Raw genomic sequence first — 18,924 nt, forward strand, 5'->3', positions numbered from 1 at the left:
GGCCCCAACTGATAAGGTAAGCTTCAATGTCTAATCCGAAGGCCCCCGCCGAGACGGCCGAAACCCCGTCGATCGACGCCCGCCTGGTCCGCAAGCTGGCCGATATCCTCAAGGACACCGGCCTGACCGAGATCGAGGTCGAGCACGGCGGCCTGAAGATCCGCGTCGCCCGTGAACTGACCGTCGCCCCGACCACCTACGTCGCCGCTCCGGCCCCGGTCGCCGCGCCGGTCGCCGCCCCGGCTCCGGCCGCGCCCGCCGCCGAAGCCGCCGCCGCTCCGGCCCCCGCCGCCGTTCGTGGCGACGCCGTGAAGTCGCCGATGGTCGGCACCGCCTATCTCTCGCCGCAGCCCGGCGCCGACGCCTTCATCAAGGTGGGCGACACCGTCTCGGCCGGCCAGACCCTGCTGATCGTCGAAGCCATGAAGACCATGAACCCGATCTCCGCCCCGAAGGCCGGCAAGATCGTCGAGATCCTGGTCGCCGACGCCCAGCCCGTCGAGTTCGGCGAGCCGCTCGTCGTCATCGAGTAATCGCCATGTTCGACAAGATCCTCATCGCGAACCGGGGCGAGATCGCGCTCCGGGTTCACCGCGCCTGCAAGGAAATGGGCATCGCCACCGTGGCGGTCCATTCCGAGGCCGACCGCAACTCGATGTGGGTGCGCCTGGCCGACGAGAGCGTGTGCATCGGCCCCGCCCCGGCGGCCAAGAGCTACCTCAACATCCCGTCGATCATCGCCGCCGCCGAGATCACTGGCGCCCAGGGCATCCACCCGGGCTACGGCTTCCTGTCGGAGAACGCCCGCTTCGCCGAGATCGTCGGCGCGCACGGCTTCACCTTCATCGGTCCGAAGCCCGAGCACATCCGGATGATGGGCGACAAGATCACCGCCAAGCAGGCCGTGAAGGACGCCGGCATCCCGGTCGTTCCCGGCTCTGACGGCGGCGTCTCGACCGAGGAAGAGGCCTTCGCGGCCGCCGACAAGATCGGCTTCCCGGTGCTGATCAAGGCCGCCGCCGGCGGCGGTGGTCGCGGCATGAAGGTCGCCCAGACCCGTGAAGACCTCGCCGAGGCGGTCGCGACCGCGCGCGCCGAGGCCCGCGCCGCCTTCGGCGACGACACGGTCTACATGGAGCGCTACCTCCAGAAGCCGCGCCACATCGAGCTGCAGGTCATCGCCGACAGCCACGGCAACGTGGTGCACCTGGGCGAACGCGACTGCTCGCTGCAACGCCGCCACCAGAAGGTGCTGGAAGAAGCCCCCTCGCCCGCCCTGTCGGCCGAGGGTCGCGCCAAGATCGGCAAGGTCGTGGTCGATGCGGTCAAGGCCATCGGCTATCTCGGCGTCGGCACCATCGAGTTCCTTTGGGAGAACGACGAGTTCTTCTTCATCGAGATGAACACCCGCCTGCAGGTGGAGCACCCGGTCACCGAAGCCATCACCGGCATCGACCTGGTGCGCGAGCAGATCCGCATCGCCGCGGGCCTGCCGCTGTCGTTCACCCAGGAAGACGTCGTGTTCGAGGGCCACGCCATCGAATGCCGCATCAACGCCGAGAACGCCCGCACCTTCACGCCCTCGCCGGGCACGGTGACGGACTTCCACGCGCCGGGCGGCCTGGGCGTGCGCCTGGATTCGGCGATCTACACCGGCTACGCGATCCCGCCGTACTACGACAGCCTGATCGGCAAGCTGATCGTCCACGGCCGCGACCGCGCCGAGTGCATCGCGCGCCTCAAGCGCTGCCTGGGCGAAATGGTCGTCGGCGGCGTCGAGACCACGATCCCGCTGTTCCAGGACCTGCTGGTTCAGCCCGACATCCTGGCCGGCGACTACGACATCCACTGGCTGGAACGCTGGATCAAGTCGCAGGGCTAAGGCCTTATCTTGGTCGGCCCCGGAGCGATCCGGGGCCGATCGGGACGATCGGAACCCACTGACGCGCATGGACGACGCCTTCGGCCTCGACGATCTCGTCGCCTGCTACGAACGCGGCGTCTTCCCCATGGCCGACGCGCGCCATGACGAACGCCTCTTCCTCATCGATCCGCAATGGCGCGGCGTGCTGCCGCTCGACGCCATGCACATTCCCCGTCGCCTGGCGCGCACCGTGCGGTCCGAGCCCTTCGAGGTGCGCGTCGACACCGCCTTCGACACCGTGGTCGAGGCCTGCGCCTCGTCCCGTCCGGGACGCTTGGAGACCTGGATCAACGCCCCGATCCAGAAGATGTACGGCATGCTCTACGCCGCCGGCCGCGCCCACAGCGTCGAGTGCTGGCAAGGTGGCGAGCTGGTCGGCGGGCTCTACGGCGTCTCGCTGGGCGCGGCCTTCTTCGGCGAAAGCATGTTCTCGACTGCCCGCGACGCCAGCAAGGTGGCGCTGGTGCATCTGGTCGGCCGCCTGAACGTCGGCGGCTACAAGCTGCTCGACACCCAGTTCATCACCGATCACCTGGCGCAGTTCGGCACGGTCGAGATTTCGCGCGCCGACTACAAGCGCCGACTCGCCAAGGCCCTGACGGCCGAATCCGATTTCTACTTGCTGGGGCCGGCCGCGACCGGGGCCGACGTCTTGCAGGCGATCAGCCAAGCGTCATAGACCGGGTGCTCCAGCGGGTTCAGGCCCGGCGAGCTGGCGTACATCCACCCCTTGAACACCTGCCGACCGGCCGGAGCGGCGCGGCCCGGCAAGGCCTTGGGCTGGGTGTCGATGGTCAGGTAGGCGATCTGGTCGGGCGCCAGCTCGTCGGCGGCCGTGACCTCGCAGGCGCGCGCCGTGAAGACCAGGGTCTTGTAGCGGATCGGCTGCCCCACCGGGACCTCGAAGCGCATGGTCTCGGTCGTGACCTTGTCCAGCGCCTGGATGATGGCCACGCCGTAGCGGCCGCGCTTGGCGGGTTCGGCGGGCTTGGCCGGAGCGGTGGCGACCGGCTTGGCGGGAACGGGGTCGGCCGCGGGCGGCGGGGCCGGCTCGGGCGGCGGCGCGCCGTTGGACGGCGCCGGCTGCTGCACGGGCTTGGGCGCCGGGGCTACCGGCGCGGGCTGGGCCGTAGGCGGCGTCGCGGCCGCTGGCGGCTGCTGCACGGGCCGCGCCTGTTGCGGAGCGGCCTGCAGCGCCCAGGCGGCGCCGACGGCGAACGGAACCGCGGCGACCAGGATCGCCGCGCCCTGCAGGCTGCGCCGCTTGAGGCTCATCTTATTCCGGCGACCAGGACTGATAGTCGCTGGTGGCGACGGCGCGCTCGCCGCCACGACCGATGGCGCCTTTCGGACGCCAGGCATGAACGGTGCCCGTCAGGTTCGGCAGGTGGTCCTTTTCCCACGCGCGACGCGGCAGCGGCGCCTGGGTCGGCGGCTCGTCGAAGGTGTAGTGCAGCCAGCCGCTCCAGTCCGGCGGAACCTTGGAGGCCTCGGCGTAGCCGTCATAGATCACCCAGCGACGCTTGCGGTCGTCGTAGCTGTCCTTGTTGTCGCGGGCTTCGAAGTAGCGGTTGCCGTACTCGTCCTTACCCACGAACACGCCCCGGCGGGAAATGTGGAAGCGCTGACCCAGGGTCGCTCCGTTCCACCACGTGAAGATCGCTTTCAGCACTGCGCGGCACCCAATCTAGCAAAGGCCTTCGCGACCGAAAAAGCGCGGCGCGAAGCGGGCGGACTATAGGTCGCCGAGCCCTCAGCGTCCAGCCGAGCCGTCACGGAAGCGCGCTTCAAGATGTTGTGGACAGCATCAGCTACAGACCCAACATCTATTGATGGTTACCGACCTCCGGTTTAGGGTTGACACCATGACGAAGCACCCGCCGCGGAATCGGCCCATGCGCTTTGAACGACTCTTCGCCGGACGAGCGCCGGAATCCGACCTGCGCGAGGTCGAACGGCCCGACCGCTTCATCGAAACCCTTGCGCCCCTGGGCTGGCCCGACGCCCGCGTCGAAGCCTGGCTGGACCGGGCGCCGCCGGGCGCATCCGATCCTGAGAGCCCCCTCGACGGCGCGCTGGAGCGCCACGCCGCCCGCCTGACCAAGAACGGTCGCGAGGCGGGGCTCTTCGCCTCGGAAGCCGACGCTCGCGCCTTCGCCGCCGACCTCGTCGACAGCATGCTCGCTGGCTATGCAGCGCCCGCCGGCCCGGCGGCCGCCCTGCCCGCGCCGCTGCACGTTTCCGCCATCGAGTTCCGCGCCGCCGCCGCCGAGCACGTGGGTCTCGCCCGCGCCGATCGCCTGGCTCGCGAGGCCGCCTCCCGGCTGGACGCCGCCCTGACCGCCGTCGCCGACTCGGTCTTGCGCTGCGAGGGCGACGCGCGAGCCTGCGCCGACCCCGCTCGCAATGTCGCCCTGGCTCGCGCCGCCCAGAAGGCGCGCGCGGCCGGCGCCAGCGACGCGAGCATCGCCGACGCCGTGGCCCGCGCCGGCGCGCCAGGCTTCTCCACCTCCGCCGCACGGCCCGCCACGATCCCGCCCCTGCTCGCCCTGGCCGAACCGACCGACGTGGCCGCGGGCGACGAGTTCGCCGCCCTGGCCGCCCGGGCCAGCTGGGAAACCGGCGGCGTCACCCTGGCCCTGTCGCCCGCCGACGCCGACCAACTGGCGGCCGGCGCCGCGGCCCGAGCGGCCGTCAACGCCGCGGCTTTCCTCGGCGATGACGGCTTCGACCTCGCCGGCTTCCGTCACGCCGTTCGGCTCTGGGCCGTGGCCCTCGAGCTCGACCGCCCGCAGGACGGCGCCGTGGCGTTGACCCTGGCCGGCGTCGGCGACTGGCTGCTGGCCCAGAACCTTTCGCCCGCGACCGAGGCTGGTCGCGACGCGGCCGCAGCCCTCTGGGCCATGACCGCCGGCGAGGCGCTGACGGCCTCGGCCTCCGTAGCGGAGGCCCTCGGGGCCGCCGAGGCCTTCACCGTCGAATCCGAACGCATCCTGGCCGGCCTCGCCCGACGCGTCGAAGCCGCCGCCGCATTGACCGCGCCGCTCGCCGCGGAGGCGACCGCGGGGCTGCAAGCCGCCCTGGCCGCGGCCAAGGCCCACGGTCTGCGCGGCGTCGGCCTCGTCGCGGCCTTCGAGGACTCCGAGACCGCCCTGCGCCTGGGCGCGGCTCCCGGCCTCGATAGCGGCTGGAGCCTGGTCCTGCCCTCGGAGACCAGCGACGGCGTCGCCGTGCCCCAGCTTTCCGCCAGCGCCCAGGCCGCCCTGCGCGCCGCGGGGGCCGACCTCGACGCGGTGCGGGTGCACGCCCTGGGCGCCGGATCGCTCGAAGACGCCCCCGGCGTCGACCATCGCGCGCTGACCGCCGTCGGCTTCACCAGCCACGAGATCGGCCTGGCCGAGGCCGCACTGCGCGCCCGCGGCGACCTGCGAGCGGCCTTCGCCCCCGCCATCGTCGGCGCCGACTTCATCGGCGACGTGCTGGGCGCTTCCCGCGAAGCCCTCGCCGATCCGGCGTTCGACACCCTGGCCTTCGCAGGCTTCGCGGCGGACGCCGTCCTCGAGGCCCAGCGCCACGCCGTCGGAACCGGCCGCCTGTTCGACAGCCCCGCCCTCGCGAGCCAAACTCAGGACCTGCTGCGCGCCTTCGAGGCGCCGGCGCAAGCCGATCGCATCGCCATCACCGCCGCCGTCGAGATCTTCGCCTGCGGGCCCTGGCCGCTGGCCCTGGTCGCGCCGTTCGACGCCCGGCCGGCCGATCTGCTGCGACTTCAGGCCTCGGCCGCCCGCGCCGGCGTCCGCGCCCTGAAGCTGTCGCGCGCTCCGGCGCCGGCCGACTTCGCCCTCGACCTGCCCGAAGCCCCGGCCGAGACGCCGCGCGCCAGGCCGCCCGAGCCGATCGTCACCGAGCGCGTGGTCGAGAAGGTGGTCGAGCGCCAGCGCGAGCGCCGCAAGCTGCCCGACCGCCGCAAGGGCTACATCCAGAAGGCGGCCGTCGGCGGCCACAAGGTCTATCTGCACACCGGCGAGTACGAGGACGGCGAGGTCGGCGAGATCTTCATCGACATGCACAAGGAAGGCGCCGCCTTCCGCAGCCTGATGAACAACTTCGCCATCGCGATCTCCATCGGCCTGCAATACGGCGTGCCGCTGGACGAGTTCGTCGACGCCTACGTCTTCACCAAGTTCGAGCCCGCCGGGCCGGTGACGGGCAACGACTCGATCAAGTCGGCGACCTCGATCCTCGACTACATCTTCCGCGAACTGGGGGTCTCGTACCTGGGCCGAGACGACCTGGCCAACGGCGACCCGCAGGAGTTCAACGCCGACGGCCTGGGGCGCGGCAAGAACGCCGACGTCGAGGACGAGGCCGAGGAGCCCGCGCCGCTGCCGGCGTCGAAGTTCATCTCCAAGGGTTTCTCGCGCGGCGCGACGCCCGACAACCTGGTGTTCGCCGCCTTCGGGCGCTGCAAGGACGACGCGGCCAAGACCGGCGCGCCCGCCGACCAGGCCGACATCTGCCCGGCCTGCGGCGACGTGGCCCTGAGCCGCAAGGGCGGCCTGGTGGTCTGTGAAAGCTGCAACGGCCAGGCCGAACGGCCCTCACCGCGCGGCTGAGTTTCCGGCGCGGGACTTGCTGCGTTGGCGGCAAGTCCCCTATCCCGCCCTTTCCATCGCCAAGGACGCGTGCCGAAATGAAACCTCTGGCCCTCCTCGCCGCCGCCGCGCTGTCGACCCTGGCCTTGGCCGGTCCCGCCCTGGCGCAGAACGCCGGCCAGATCGCCAGCGTGCGTCGCGGCGCCGACTGCCCGCGCTGCAACCTGTTCCAGGCCGACCTTTCGGGCCTGACGCTGCGGGCCAAGAACCTGTCCGGTGCCCGCCTGCGCCAGGCCGACCTGTCTCTGGCGGTGATGGGCCGCACGCGGTTCACCGGCGGCGACCTGCGCGACGTCAACGCCTATGGCGGCGTCTTCGGCGGGGCCAGCTTCGCCAAGGCGGACCTGACCAACGCCACCTTCGTCGGCGCCTATCTGGAGGGCGCGAGCTTCGCCGGCGCCAACCTGTCGGGCGTCAACTTCTCGGGGGCCGAACTGGACCGCGCGAGCGGCCTCACCCAGGCCCAGCTGAACCGGGCCTGCGGCGATCCGTCGACGACCCTGCCGCGCGGCCTGTCGATCCCCCGCTGCCGCTGAGCCGAAGCCTCAGTGCACCGGCAGCATCAGGTGCGCGTAGGGCGTGTCCGGGAACATGACGTAGGGCTTTGAGGTGTCCGGACGCGCGCCGCCGGGATAGCCGACCAGCATGCCCGGCGCCCCCACGACCATGACGTGCGGACCCGTCTTGACCCAGTCGTGGCCGTCCATCGGCTTGGTGGCGTACGGATCCAGGTTGCTGGGGTCCGAGCCGCCCATCAGCATGTAGATGAAGCCTGGCTTGCCTTCCGGCGGCGGCTTGCGGCCGAACATGGCCATGGCCCATTCCATCGCGTTGGCGTCGGCGCACATCGGGTCGACGCCCGGCGTGGTCGGGATGTCGGGCATGCAGGTGTAGCCGTTGGTCCCGTCGCGCAGGTGGCGCATCGAGCCGTCGGCGGCGAAGGTCATGATCGCCGCGTCCTTGGCCAGCGCCGGCGGCGCGGCCGACATGGCGCTGTCGATGGCCTTCTGGTCCGCCATGATCGGCGGGGAAGCGGCGTAGGCGCCCGTCGCGGCCGACAGGCAGAGGCATAGGGCAAGCGTGGTCCTGAACATCGGGAACCCTCCCAGGGCGCACCCCCGACAGCGTCACCATAGCACGAAAAAGCCCTCCGAGCCGAGCGGCCGGAGGGCTTTGTCTTCAGGCGCTTGCCGCCAGGTCATAGACCTTGGTGGCTTACACCTTGATCGGAGGAGCGGTGCGGATGTGCAGCTCCTTGAGCTGCTTGTCGAGCACGTTGGCCGGCGCGTTCATCAGCAGGTCCTGGCCCTGCTGGTTCAGCGGGAAGGCGATGACCTCACGGATGGCGACCTGCTCGGCCAGCAGCATGACGATGCGGTCGATGCCGGGCGCCAGACCGCCGTGCGGCGGGGCGCCGAAGCGGAAGGCGTTCAGCATGCCGCCGAACTGCTCCTCGACGACTTCCGGACCGTAGCCGGCGATCTCGAAGGCTTTCAGCATGATCTCGGGCTTGTGGTTCCGGATCGCGCCCGAGCACAGCTCGTAGCCGTTGCAGACGATGTCGTACTGGTAGGCGCGGATGGTCAGGGGATCCTGGCCTTCCAGGGCTTCCAGGCCGCCCTGCGGCATCGAGAACGGGTTGTGCGAGAAGTCGACGCGCTTCTCGTCCTCGTTCCACTCGAACATCGGGAAGTCGACGATCCAGCAGAACTTGAACTGCTCTTCGGCGACCAGCTTCAGCTCCGTGCCGACGCGGGTGCGGGCCAGGCCCGCGAACTTGGCGAACACGGCCGGATCGCCGGCCACGAAGAAGGCGGCGTCGCCAGCGCCCAGGCCCAGGCTTTCCATCAGGCCTTGCGTGGGCTCACCCAGGTTCTTGGCGATCGGGCCGCCCCAGCCGCCCTGGTCTTCCGACCAGAACACATAGCCGAGACCGGGCTGGCCTTCGCCCTGGGCCCAGCTGTTCATGCGGTCGCAGAACGCCCGCGAACCGCCGGTCGGGGCCGGAATGGCCCAGATGGCGTTCTTAGCGTCGGCGCCGAGGATCTTGGCGAACAGGCCAAAGCCGCCGTCACGGAAGTGCTCGGAGACGTCGGCCATCTTGATCGGGTTGCGCAGGTCGGGCTTGTCGCTGCCGTACCAGGCCATCGACTGGGCGTAGGTCAGGCGCTCGAAGCCCTTGTGCTCGAGCGTCGCGCCGAAGTCGTTGGTGAAGGTGTGGGTTTCGCTGATCGGCGAGACCGGCTTGCCGTTCGAGAACTCCTCGAAGACGCCGTGCATGACCGGCTCGATGGCCGCGAACACGTCTTCCTGGGTGACGAAGCTCATCTCGACGTCGAGCTGGTAGAACTCGAGCGAGCGGTCGGCGCGCAGGTCTTCGTCGCGGAAGCACGGGGCGATCTGGAAGTAGCGGTCGAAGCCCGAGACCATCAGCAGCTGCTTGAACTGCTGGGGCGCCTGGGGCAGCGCGTAGAACTTCTCGGGATGCAGGCGCGAGGGCACCAGGAAGTCGCGCGCGCCTTCCGGCGACGACGCCGTCAGGATCGGCGTCTGGAACTCGTTGAAGCCCTGCGCGAACATGCGGTTGCGGATCGACTGGATCACGCGCGAGCGCAGCACGATGTTCTTGTGCAGGGTCTCGCGGCGCAGGTCGAGATAGCGGTGCTTGAGGCGGATTTCCTCGGGATAGTCGGGCTCGCCGAAGACCGGTAGCGGCAGCTCGTCGGCGGTCGACAGCACTTCCACGTCGGTGACGCGGATCTCGATCTCGCCGGTCGGCAGGTTGGGGTTCACCACGGCGGCGTCACGGGCGATGACCACGCCGTCGACGCGGATCACGCTCTCGGCGCGCAGGCGCTCGACGATGGCGAAGCCGGGGGTTTCGGGGTGCAGGACCAGCTGGGTCAGGCCGTAGTGGTCGCGCAGGTCGATGAAGACCAGGCCGCCGTGGTCGCGCTTGCGGTGGATCCAGCCCGACAGACGCACATTGGCGTTGGTGTCGCTGGCCCGAAGAGCGCCGCAGTTATGGGTGCGATAGGCGTGCATCGTGGTCATGAAAGGCTTCGAAACGCGTTGATTTGCAAGGCGCGGAAAGGCGCATGCGGGGGCGTTTATGTCAAGGATTCTGGCAAGCTTGTTCCTTCTCCCTGGAGGGAGAAGGTGGCGGTCGAAGACCGTCGGATGAGGGGCTAGGGACCGTTGACGGCGTGCCGGCACTCCGTTTAGCGGCGTACGCCCTCACCCTCCCACCGCTTCGCGGCGGGCCCCTCCCTCTCCCCACGGGAGAGGGAGCTGGTGGGTGACCTCACCCCGTCACGAAGACCTTCTTCAGTTCGGTCTTCAGGATCTTGCCGTTGGCGTTGCGAGGCAGGGTCTCGGGCCAGAAGATCACCTTCACCGGCACCTTGAAGGCGGCCAGGCGGTCGGCGACGAAGGCGCGCAGTTCGTCTTCGGTCGCGGTCGCGCCGGGTTTAAGGGTGACGACGGCGGCGGGTTCTTCGCCCAGGGTCTTGTGCTCGACGCCGACGAGGGCGGCGTCCATCACCGCCGGATGGTCGTAGAGGACGTTCTCCACCTCGATGCAGTAGATGTTCTCGCCGCCGCGGATCAGCATGTCCTTGGCCCGGTCGATGATGTAGCAGAAGCCCTCTTCGTCGAGGCGGGCGAGATCGCCCGTGCGCACCCAGCCATCGATGAAGGTCTGGGCCGTGGCCTCGGGCTTGTTCCAATAGCCCTTCACCACCTGCGGCCCCTTGCACCACAGCTCGCCCACCGAACCGATCGGCAGCTCCTCGTAGGGGGCTTCCAGCGTCATGATCTTCAGGTCGGTGACCGGCACGGCCGGACCGCAGCTTTCGGGGCGGTTCTCATAGTCTTCCGCCGAGTTGGAGGTGGCGGTGGCCGAGGTCTCGGTCATGCCCCAGCCGTTGCCGGGCGAGGATTTGGGCCAGATCTCCTTGATCTTGCGGACAAGTTCAGGCGCCGAGGGCGCGCCGCCATAGGCCACGGCCTCGAGCGAGGACAGGTCGTACCTGTCGCGGGCCGGGTGCTCGATGATCTGCCAGGCGATGGTCGGCACGCCGCCCATCTGGGTCAGCTTCTCGTCCTGGATCAACTGCATGGCCTTTTCCGGATCCCACTTGCGGATCATGGCCATCTTGGCCCCGCCGAACAGCGAGGGGTTCATCACCGCGAAGCAGCCGGTGGCGTGGAAGAACGGCACCGAGATCAGCGCGCCCTTCTGCGGCAGGCTGGGATCGGGCTGGGGCGGTGCTTCGCCCCGGCGCAGGAAACTGCGGGCCGAGGCGGCGGCGGCGGCGAAGATGTTGCTGTTGACCGCCCGGTGGGTGGCCAGCGCCCCCTTGGGCTTTCCGGTGGTCCCGGAGGTGTAGAAGATCGTCGCGTCGTCTTCCGGGCCCAGCTCGACGGTCGAAAGCGGCTTTTCCTCCAGCTTGATCCAGTCATTGGGGCAGCCGATCACGCTTTCCAGGCGCGTGACGTAGGGATGGGCGATGTCTTCCTTGCTGCGCGAGACGTAGACGCGCTTGAGCTCGGGGCAGTTGTCGAAGTGCTCGGCCAGGCGCTCGAAGCGCTCGACGTCCATCACCGCCACCGAGGCGCCGGAGTCGGTGAGGCCGTATTCCAGCTCGGGCCCGGTCCACCAGGCGTTCAGCGGGGTGAGGATCGCGCCGATCGACAGGCCCGCATAGAAGGCCACCGGCCATTCGGGCAGGTTGCGCATGATCAGGGCGACGCGATCGCCCTTCTTGACCCCCTTGGCCTCCAGTTCGGCGGCGAAGACGGTGACGGCGCGGTAGAAGGCCTCGAAGCTGACCCGCTCGTCCTCGTGGACCAGATAGATCTTGTCGCCGTGGGTGCGGCCCACCTGAAGCGTGTGGCGCAGCGTGGGCGGGAGGTTCTTCCAGGTCCGCGTCGGCACGCCGCGGATCTCAACCTCCTCCATCTCGGCCGGCGATCCCGGGGCGGTGATCAGGGCGTAGGCCTGCTTCACCGACATGGCGGGCCATGGGACAGGATTGGGAACGGGGTTAGGCGCGTGAGCGGCCTGGGTCATTCGTTACTCTCCCGGTGTCGATCGCGCTCGTTCAAGCGGCGCGTTTCCGTCGAGTAAGCACGCCCGGACGGCCGATGTAAACGGTCGTTTGGACGATAGGGGAACAATGTTTAGTTGGAGCGGCGGAAGGCACGCGTCCGACAAGAGATCGCCTCCCTCGCCCCTGTGGCGAGGGCCCATGCCGACAGCCTGCTCAGACCTCGGTCTCGTTGCCGAGGTCTGAGCAGGCTGAACCATGGATCCTGGGCGCAAGGCCCAGGAAGGCAGGAAAATGGGCGGAGAGGCGAAGCCTCACCCCATGGCCGCGAGACGACCCAAGGCCGCTTCCAGCTTGGCTTTCGCCGCTTCGGCTTCGGCCAGGCGTTCGCGGTTTTCCTCGACGACCTCGGGCTTGGCGCGGGCCAGGAAGTCGGGGTTGCCGAGCTTCTTGCCGGTCTTCTCGATCTCGCCGGCATGGCCGGCGATCTCCTTGGTCAGGCGGGCCTTCTCGGCGGCGACGTCGATGAATTCGGCCACGCCCAGGGCGCCGGTCGCCTCGCCCATCACAACCGGAGCCGTGCCGGCGGGCGCGGCCTGCGCGATGGAGACCTCGCCCAGGCGCGCCAGGCTGACCAGGAGGTCGCGCTGGCGCTCAAGGCGGCCCAGCGTGCCCTCGCCCGCCCCGACCACGGCCAGGGCCGGCTTGGCCGACGGCGGCACGTTCATCTCGGCGCGCAGCGAGCGGATCTCGCCGACGGTGTCGACCAGCCAGCCGATCTCGGCGGCGGCCTCGGCGTCGATCCAGCTTTCCGGCATTTCCGGCCACTGGGTAGAGATCAGCATGGTCTCGCGGGCCGGCCCGCCCTCCTCGGCCGTCTTTTCCCACAGCTCCTCGGTGATGAACGGCATCACCGGGTGCAGCAGGATCAGGATCTGGTCGAGCACCCAGGCGGTCATGGCGCGGGTCTCGGCCTTGGCGGCCTCGTCCTCGCCGTTCAGAACCGGCTTGGCCAGCTCCAGGTACCAGTCGCAGAAGACGTTCCAGATGAAGCGATAGAGCGCCGAAGCGCCTTCGTCGAAGGCCGGGGCCTCGAAGGCCTTGGTGACTTCGCCGAGCGTCTTGACGACCTCGCCGCGGATCCACTTGTTGAGCGGCTGGGTCACCGACGCGGGGTCGAAGCCCTCGACGCGGACGCAGCCGTTCATCTGGGCGAAGCGCGTGGCGTTCCACAGCTTCGTGCCGAAGTTGCGATAGCCTTCAATGCGTTGCTTCGACAGCTTGATGTCGCGCGCCTGGCCCGACATGGCCGTCAGGGTGAAGCGCACGGCGTCGCAGCCCACCTCGTCGATCAGGGCCAACGGGTCGATGACGTTGCCCTTGGACTTGCTCATCTTGGCGCCCTTCTCGTCACGGACGAGGGCGTTGATGAACACCTGCTTGAACGGAACCTCGTCCATGAAGTGGATGCCCATCATCATCATCCGGGCGACCCAGAAGAAGATGATGTCGAAGCCGGTGACCAGGGTGCTGGTCGGATAGAAACGGGCGACGTCCGGGGTCTTTTCCGGCCAGCCGAGGGTCGAGAACGGCCACAGGGCCGAGCTGAACCAGGTGTCGAGGACGTCTTCGTCCTGGCTCAAGACGACGTCGGCGCCGAACTGGGCCTTGGCGGCGGCGTAGGCGGCCTCCTCGGTCTCCTCGACGAAGATCGAGCCCTCAGGACCGAACCAGGCCGGGATGCGGTGGCCCCACCAGAGCTGGCGCGAGACGCACCAGGGCTCGATGTTGCGCAGCCATTCGAAATAGGTCTTTTCCCAGTGCCTGGGCTCGAAGACGGTGTCGCCGTTCTCGACCGCCTTCAGCGCCGGCTGGGCCAGGGTGTAGGCGTCGACGTACCACTGGTCGGTCAGGTAGGGCTCGATGACCACGCCCGAACGGTCGCCGTGCGGGACCATGTGCCTGGTCTTCTCGATTTCCTTCAGCCAGCCCTCTTCTTCGGCGCGGGCGACGATGGCCTTGCGCGCGGCGAAGCGGTCCATGCCCTGATACTCGGCCGGAACGGCGTCGTTGAGCTTGGCTTCCGGCGTCAGGATGTTGATCGACGGCAGGCCGGCGCGCTTGCCGACCTGGAAGTCGTTGAAGTCGTGCGCCGGGGTGATCTTCACCGCGCCCGAGCCCTTGGTCGGGTCGGCGTAGTCGTCGGCGACGATCGGGATGCGGCGACCGACGATCGGCAGGACGACGTCCTTGCCGACCAGGTCCTTGTAGCGCTCGTCCGACGGATGGACGGCCACGCCGGTGTCGCCCAGCATCGTTTCGGGACGGGTGGTGGCCACGACGATGTAGTCGCGTGTCTCAAATTGGGTCGGCTTGCCGTCGTCGTCGAACGCGACGGGGTGCTGGTAGGTCACGCCGTCGGCCAGCGGATAGGCGAAGTGCCAATAGGCGCCGTCGACCTCCTTCTGCTCGACCTCGAGGTCGGAGATGGCGGTCTGGAACTGCGGGTCCCAGTTGACGAGGCGCTTGTCGCGATAGAGCAGGCCCTGCTTGTGCAGCTGGACGAAGACCTTGCGGACGGCGGCCGACAGGCCATCGTCCAGGGTGAAGCGCTCGCGCGACCAGTCGCAGCTGGCGCCCAGGCGGCGCAGCTGGTTGGTGATGGCGCCGCCGCTCTCGGCCTTCCATTCCCAGACCTTCTCGACGAAGGCCTCGCGGCCCATGTCGCGGCGGCCGATGTTGCCGGCCGCGGCCAGCTGGCGCTCGACCACCATCTGGGTGGCTATGCCCGCGTGGTCGGTGCCCGGCAGCCACAGGGCGGCCTTGCCGCGCATGCGGTGGAAGCGGGTCAGCACGTCCTGCAGCGTGTTGTTCAGCGCGTGGCCGATGTGCAAGGACCCCGTCACGTTCGGCGGCGGGATCACGATGACGAACGGCTCGGCGTTCGGATCCTCGGACGGCTTGAAGGCCCCGGAGGCCTCCCAGGCTTCGTACAGGCGCGGTTCGACGGCTTTGGGATCGAAGGTCTTTTCAAGCATGGCGGAGGGGATATGCCACTTGCGGCCGCCTGGCGAAACCGGGCGACGGGATTATCGGGGATTTTGAACGGGAAAAGGCGGCCGCGAACGCGACCGCCTTCCCAAAGTCCGGGCGTCTTAGGCCGCCTAGCGGCGACCCGACGCCGATGTCATACGCCGCGGCCGCGCGAGATCCGGTGGACCTCTTCCTCGACCTTGTTCTCGACGATGCGCGGCAGGTTCTGGTCCAGCCACTCCTTGAGCAGCGGGCGCAGCAGTTCGCGCACGACGTCTTCCAGCGTGCGGCCGTTGGCCGGCATCAGCAGGGCCGAGCTCAGGCTGCCGAAGGCGCTGGCGGCCAGGCCCGCGGCGTGGTCGCCGACCAGGGTCTCGGCCACTTCGTCGCGGTTGAACACCGGCGGCGGGGTGTAGGCGGGCTCCGGAGGCGGCGGGGGCGGCTCATAGGCCGGCTCCGGCTCGGGTTCCGGGGTGTAGAGGTCGAGGTCGCCGAGCGTCTCGACCGGGGCCGGCGGCTCGATCGGATCGGTCAGCTCGAGGACGTCGTCCTCGATCACCGGCTCGGGCTCGGGAACCGGCTCGGGCGCGGGCGCGGGCGGCGGCGCCGCTTCGGCGGCCGGAGCGTCGTCTTCGGAGATGATCCGCCTGATCGAGGCGAGGATCTCCTCCATCGTCGGTTCTTGGGAGCTCTGGTCGGACATGTGGGCTGGGCCGTCTTGAAAGGGCTACGAATCCTTGCACGCCTCGCAAGACGCGTGCCGCCGATGGTGCAGACTTGCACGGCTTAAGCAAGCCAAGGATTCGCGCCGCGTTGATTCGTCCTGAAGTTGGACGAGATTACTTGCCGCCGGAGGACGTGGCGACCGCCGGCGAGGCGACCTTGTCCAGGGTCCGCACCAGCGGCTCCCACGGCACCGAGCCCGAATTGACCACGCGATCGTACGAGGTCTTGGGATCGTAACGCTCGACGCTCGGAGCCAGCTTGGCGACGTCCAGCGCGCCCATGGCCTGCAGCACGCCGGCGCTGGCGACGTATTCGTCGCGACGGGCGGTGACGAGGGCCAGTTCGGCGGCGCGCAGTTCCTGCTGGGCGTTCAGAACGTCCAGCGTGGTGCGCAGACCGACCTGCTGCTCCTGACGCACGCCCTCGAAGGCGATCTTGCTCGCCCTCACCTGCTCCTCGTTGGAGACGAGGTTGGCGCGGGCGGCCAGCAGCGTGCTCCAGGCGGCCGAGACCTGCTGGACCACGTTGCGCTTGGCGCCTTCGACGGCGATGCGGGCGGCGTTCTCGCGCTCCTTGGCGCTGCGCACGTTCGAGGCGTTCAGGCCGCCGGTGAACAGGGGCACCCGGGCGGTGACCGAGCCGCTAAGGGCGCGGTCGTACTCGCCGAACTGCTTGTACTCGCCGTTCACCTCGCTGGCCGAGTAGCCGAGGCTGGCCCCGGCCGAGACGGTGGGCAGGTAGGCCGACTTGGCCTGGGCGACGCGGGCCGAGGCGGCGCGCTCGCCGTAGCGGGCGGCCTGGACCGTCGGATTGTTGGCCTCGGCGGCGTCGAAGGCCTGCTCGACCGAGGCCGGCAGCAGTTCGGCCAGCGACGGCTCAGGCGCGAGGTCGGTCGGGTTCTGGCCGACGACCTGGGCGTAGTTGGCGCGGGCGACCGCCAGCGTGGCCTGGGCCGAGGACAGGCTGGCCTTGGCGGCGGCCAGGCGCGCCTGGGATTGGGCGACGTCGGTGCGGGTGATCTCGCCGACCTCGAAGCGAGCGTTCGACTCGTCGAGCTGACGGGTCAGGACGCTGACGTTCTCCTGGGCGATGCGCAGGCTTTCCTGGCCACGACGGACGTCGACATAGGCGGTGATGACGTTGGCCAGCACGCCCTGCTCGACGCCGCGCAGGTCTTCACGACCGGCCAGCACGTCGGCTTCGGCGGCCGACAGCCGGGCGCTGGCCTGGCCGCCCGTGTAGAGCGGCTGCGACAGCGAGAGCGTGGCGCCGCTGGAAGCGGACTTGGTGACGTCGCCGGTCACGACCTGGCCGCCGACCAGGGTCGTGCGGGGATGGGCCAGATCGGTGCGCGATCCCGAGATCGAGCCGTCCAGACCCAGCGTCGGCCTGAAGCCGGTCTTGGCCTGGACCACGCCCTCGTCCGCGGCGCGCTGTACGGCGCGCTGCTGCTGGATGGTGGGATTGGTCTGGTAGGCCAGGGCGACCGCGTCCGTCAGGGTCTCGGCGCTAGCCGCCGAGGCCAAGAAACCCATGCAGCAAGCAGCGGCCAGCAAACCGGCCCGACGGCTCTTCGACATCCCTCATTCCCCAACACACGCGAAGTCCGCGCTTTACACCCAAGCGCTGTAAGGCCCACCGTGGACCATCGCTAGTTAAGCTTTTTTCACGCGGAGTTTGCGCGCTTGTCACCGAAGACGCCAGACTAGGCCTGGCCAAGCTTGGATGAAATACCCAACCCTGGGCAGCAGTCCCTGGTTTCAAGGGCTTAATTGAAGCGTTCGAGCGGGTTCAGCACTCGAACGCCCATTTTTCCAAAAGACTAGAACGCGAAACCGGTCTCGACCGGGAAGCCGGCCAGAAGCGACGGGGTCGAATCAAAGGCGGCGCGACGGGCCAGGCCGTCCTCGGCGCGGGCATAGATTGCGGCGCGACCGACCGGGCCTTCGCGCTCGACGACGCCGAGGCGGCCGTTCAGGGCCAGGGCGCCCGTCCAGGAGGCCGGAGCCTTCGGCACGGCGCCTTCGCAGACGATGACGTCGTACTCGCCGCCCTGGACGGCGGTCAGGTCGTCGCCATCGAGACGGGTAACCTGCAGGCCCATGGTCTCGAGCACCACGGCGGCGTAAGGCGCGGCGATCGCCAGGGCCTTCTCGCCGGCGCGCGGCTTGAGGTTCTGCAGCAGCTTGCCGATGTCGCGCGGGCGCATCAGGGTGCGCCCCGGAGCGTATTCGACCTCGGCGTCGGCATAGGCCAGATAGGCCTTGCCGGCAGGCACGAGGTTCTCGCGCGGAACCACCCGCAGGGCGTCCTGCAACGGCAGGTCGGTCACGTCGGCGGTGCGGATCTGGCTTTCCACCATATTCAGGCGGGCAGCCGCGAAATCGGAGCTCATGGACTTCCTCGGACAGCAGTTCGAGAGGCTTATAGGTCCGGGCCTCGCCGGAAGGCAATCAGGCCCGTGCATCCAATCGCGCCGAGGATTTGCCCGACTCAGGCCGTCTCGCCGAGCAGACGACGCAACTGATTCACCGCCGGCTTCATCAGCGGACAGACGGTGGCGGCGGTGGCCAGCGGCGGACCCAGCACCGCGGCGCGCGAGGCGTCGTTCTCGCAGAGTTGCACGGCGATGCGCGCGATCAGCGGCAGATCGGGATCCAGCAAGGCCGTGCGCTGGTCGATCAGCCGGGTCAGGTAACGAGGGTCGGCGTCGTCCGGATAGGCCTCGATGGCCTCTTCGACGCTCTTGAGCAGCGCTTCGATACGCTCGGCCACGCCAACGGCGGCCGCCGCTTCTCGCAATCTGGCTTCGATTTCACTCATGCCCCAACGCGCCCCCCGCGTCCGTTTTCCCCTGAATCGGCGGCCCGTATGGCGCAAATCGCGGCGCGGCGCCTCCTCGAAAAGCACTCTGTCCCCAAAATGGGGACATGGTGAATTTTCTCACAGAGACGACTCGGCTTCAGCCTGCACCGAGCGGCTTTCCTTGGGGGCAGGCATGAGCACGGATGTTCGGCGCGCGGTCATCCGCCTATCGGCGGGCTATTTCCTGCGCTCGCTGGACGTGGCCAAGAGCCTTCACGCCGACGATCCCGTGCGGGCCATCGTCTTCACGACCATCTGGGTGGCCAATGTCGCCCACATCCGCCCCAACGCTGGCTTCGACGCCAAGGACGAACTGGCCAAGGACGCCCAGCGCCGACCGATCACGGTCGTCCAGGTCGCCGACTCGCTGGCCATGCCGGCCGAGACGATGCGTCGCCACGTCGGCGCGCTGATCGCCGACGGCCTTTGCGTGCGTCACGGCCGCAAGGGCGTGACGATTCCCGCCGAGGTGTTCACCCGCCCCGGAATGCTGGAAGCGCTGGATCGCCAGCACCAATATACCGAGACCTATTATCGGGAACTTCAGAAGCTCCTGACCGCCTGAAACAGGCGCGCCGAGAACTCACGCAGCGAAATCGAATGCTGGGATGCCTCTTACCGGCGACGAAATCTTCGATGAACGAAGGAGAGTGGCTCCGCGGGTAGGATT

16 protein-coding genes, 1 tRNA gene and 1 pseudogene (1 of these 18 only partly in view) are annotated in these 18,924 nt (G+C 69.0%); 7 read left to right on the top strand and 11 right to left on the bottom strand.

Translation table 11 applies throughout. The annotated features are described in order from the left end of the window. The first annotated feature begins 26 nt into the window (after positions 1–26). From accB to aat, 3 genes are all read left to right on the top strand, one after another. Positions 27–533 carry an acetyl-CoA carboxylase biotin carboxyl carrier protein gene (gene accB / locus V6S85_RS09385; RefSeq protein ID WP_116564470.1) on the top strand — a complete coding sequence of 169 codons (507 nt, stop codon included), beginning with the start codon at positions 27–29 and terminating at the stop codon, positions 531–533. 5 nt (positions 534–538) lie between these two features. Beyond that, complete coding sequence (accC, locus tag V6S85_RS09390; RefSeq protein ID WP_058346513.1) at positions 539–1,882, top strand: acetyl-CoA carboxylase biotin carboxylase subunit; 1,344 nt, start codon at positions 539–541, stop codon at positions 1,880–1,882. Positions 1,883–1,949: 67 nt separating this feature from the next. Beyond that, positions 1,950–2,603 carry a leucyl/phenylalanyl-tRNA--protein transferase gene (gene aat / locus V6S85_RS09395; protein ID WP_334348789.1) on the top strand — a complete coding sequence of 218 codons (654 nt, stop codon included), beginning with the start codon at positions 1,950–1,952 and terminating at the stop codon, positions 2,601–2,603. Here the strand turns inward: aat and V6S85_RS09400 are convergent. Both V6S85_RS09400 and V6S85_RS09405 read right to left on the bottom strand, forming a co-directional pair. Beyond that, entirely contained in the window at positions 2,540–3,199 is a 660-nt protein-coding gene (locus V6S85_RS09400) for a DUF2155 domain-containing protein (RefSeq protein WP_334348790.1), read from the bottom strand. The genes aat and V6S85_RS09400 overlap by 64 nt on opposite strands. 1 nt (position 3,200) lies before the next feature. Next, positions 3,201–3,596 carry an NADH:ubiquinone oxidoreductase subunit NDUFA12 gene (locus tag V6S85_RS09405; protein WP_101715887.1) on the bottom strand — a complete coding sequence of 132 codons (396 nt, stop codon included), beginning with the start codon at positions 3,594–3,596 and terminating at the stop codon, positions 3,201–3,203. Positions 3,597–3,819: 223 nt separating this feature from the next. Between V6S85_RS09405 and V6S85_RS09410 the strand changes: the two genes are divergently transcribed. Together V6S85_RS09410 and V6S85_RS09415 are read left to right on the top strand one after the other, a co-directional pair. After that, positions 3,820–6,540, top strand: coding sequence for a TSCPD domain-containing protein (locus V6S85_RS09410; RefSeq protein WP_334348791.1), 2,721 nt, complete (start codon positions 3,820–3,822; stop codon positions 6,538–6,540). Positions 6,541–6,617: 77 nt separating this feature from the next. Further along, positions 6,618–7,115, top strand: coding sequence for a pentapeptide repeat-containing protein (locus V6S85_RS09415; RefSeq protein WP_334348792.1), 498 nt, complete (start codon positions 6,618–6,620; stop codon positions 7,113–7,115). A gap of 9 nt (positions 7,116–7,124) precedes the next feature. On the opposite strand, the gene V6S85_RS09420 is transcribed toward V6S85_RS09415, so the two are convergent. Further along, the gene (locus tag V6S85_RS09420) at positions 7,125–7,673 is read right to left on the bottom strand and encodes a hypothetical protein (protein ID WP_334348793.1); all 549 of its coding nucleotides are present in this window, start codon (positions 7,671–7,673) and stop codon (positions 7,125–7,127) included. Between the two features lie 121 nt (positions 7,674–7,794). Next, positions 7,795–9,633: an aspartate--tRNA ligase gene (gene aspS / locus V6S85_RS09425; RefSeq protein WP_334348794.1), complete on the bottom strand. Its 1,839-nt coding sequence runs from the start codon at positions 9,631–9,633 to the stop codon at positions 7,795–7,797. A 148-nt stretch (positions 9,634–9,781) separates the two neighbouring features. On the opposite strand from aspS, the pseudogene V6S85_RS26560 reads away from it, so the two are divergent. Further along, positions 9,782–9,868: pseudogene (locus V6S85_RS26560) on the top strand (hypothetical protein); the annotation flags it as partial. A gap of 15 nt (positions 9,869–9,883) precedes the next feature. Here V6S85_RS26560 and V6S85_RS09435 read toward each other — a convergent pair. The 6 genes from V6S85_RS09435 to V6S85_RS09460 form a co-directional block, all read right to left on the bottom strand. After that, on the bottom strand, positions 9,884–11,653 hold the full coding sequence (locus V6S85_RS09435; RefSeq protein WP_116564482.1) for a class I adenylate-forming enzyme family protein: 1,770 nt from the start codon (positions 11,651–11,653) through the stop codon (positions 9,884–9,886). Between the two features lie 291 nt (positions 11,654–11,944). Continuing rightward, the gene (locus tag V6S85_RS09440; RefSeq protein ID WP_334348795.1) at positions 11,945–14,668 is read right to left on the bottom strand and encodes a valine--tRNA ligase; all 2,724 of its coding nucleotides are present in this window, start codon (positions 14,666–14,668) and stop codon (positions 11,945–11,947) included. Positions 14,669–14,817: 149 nt separating this feature from the next. Beyond that, positions 14,818–15,366, bottom strand: a complete 549-nt coding sequence (gene popZ / locus V6S85_RS09445; protein ID WP_116564485.1) for a pole-organizing protein PopZ — start codon at positions 15,364–15,366, stop codon at positions 14,818–14,820. A 136-nt stretch (positions 15,367–15,502) separates the two neighbouring features. Beyond that, on the bottom strand, positions 15,503–16,969 hold the full coding sequence (locus tag V6S85_RS09450) for a TolC family outer membrane protein (protein WP_116564488.1): 1,467 nt from the start codon (positions 16,967–16,969) through the stop codon (positions 15,503–15,505). Positions 16,970–17,211: 242 nt separating this feature from the next. After that, a complete protein-coding gene (locus tag V6S85_RS09455; RefSeq protein WP_334348796.1) occupies positions 17,212–17,784 on the bottom strand; it encodes a protein-L-isoaspartate O-methyltransferase family protein in 573 nt (190 codons plus the stop codon). 98 nt (positions 17,785–17,882) lie between these two features. After that, positions 17,883–18,212: a hypothetical protein gene (locus V6S85_RS09460; protein ID WP_133244710.1), complete on the bottom strand. Its 330-nt coding sequence runs from the start codon at positions 18,210–18,212 to the stop codon at positions 17,883–17,885. Positions 18,213–18,387: 175 nt separating this feature from the next. On the opposite strand from V6S85_RS09460, the gene V6S85_RS09465 reads away from it, so the two are divergent. Then, the gene (locus V6S85_RS09465) at positions 18,388–18,819 is read left to right on the top strand and encodes a hypothetical protein (RefSeq protein WP_334348797.1); all 432 of its coding nucleotides are present in this window, start codon (positions 18,388–18,390) and stop codon (positions 18,817–18,819) included. A gap of 86 nt (positions 18,820–18,905) precedes the next feature. Here V6S85_RS09465 and V6S85_RS09470 read toward each other — a convergent pair. After that, a tRNA-Asn gene (locus V6S85_RS09470) sits at positions 18,906–18,924 on the bottom strand (it continues 156 nt past the right edge of the window).

The sequence above is a fragment of the Caulobacter sp. CCNWLW153 genome, assembly GCF_036889365.1.
GTDB lineage: Bacteria > Pseudomonadota > Alphaproteobacteria > Caulobacterales > Caulobacteraceae > Caulobacter > Caulobacter radicis.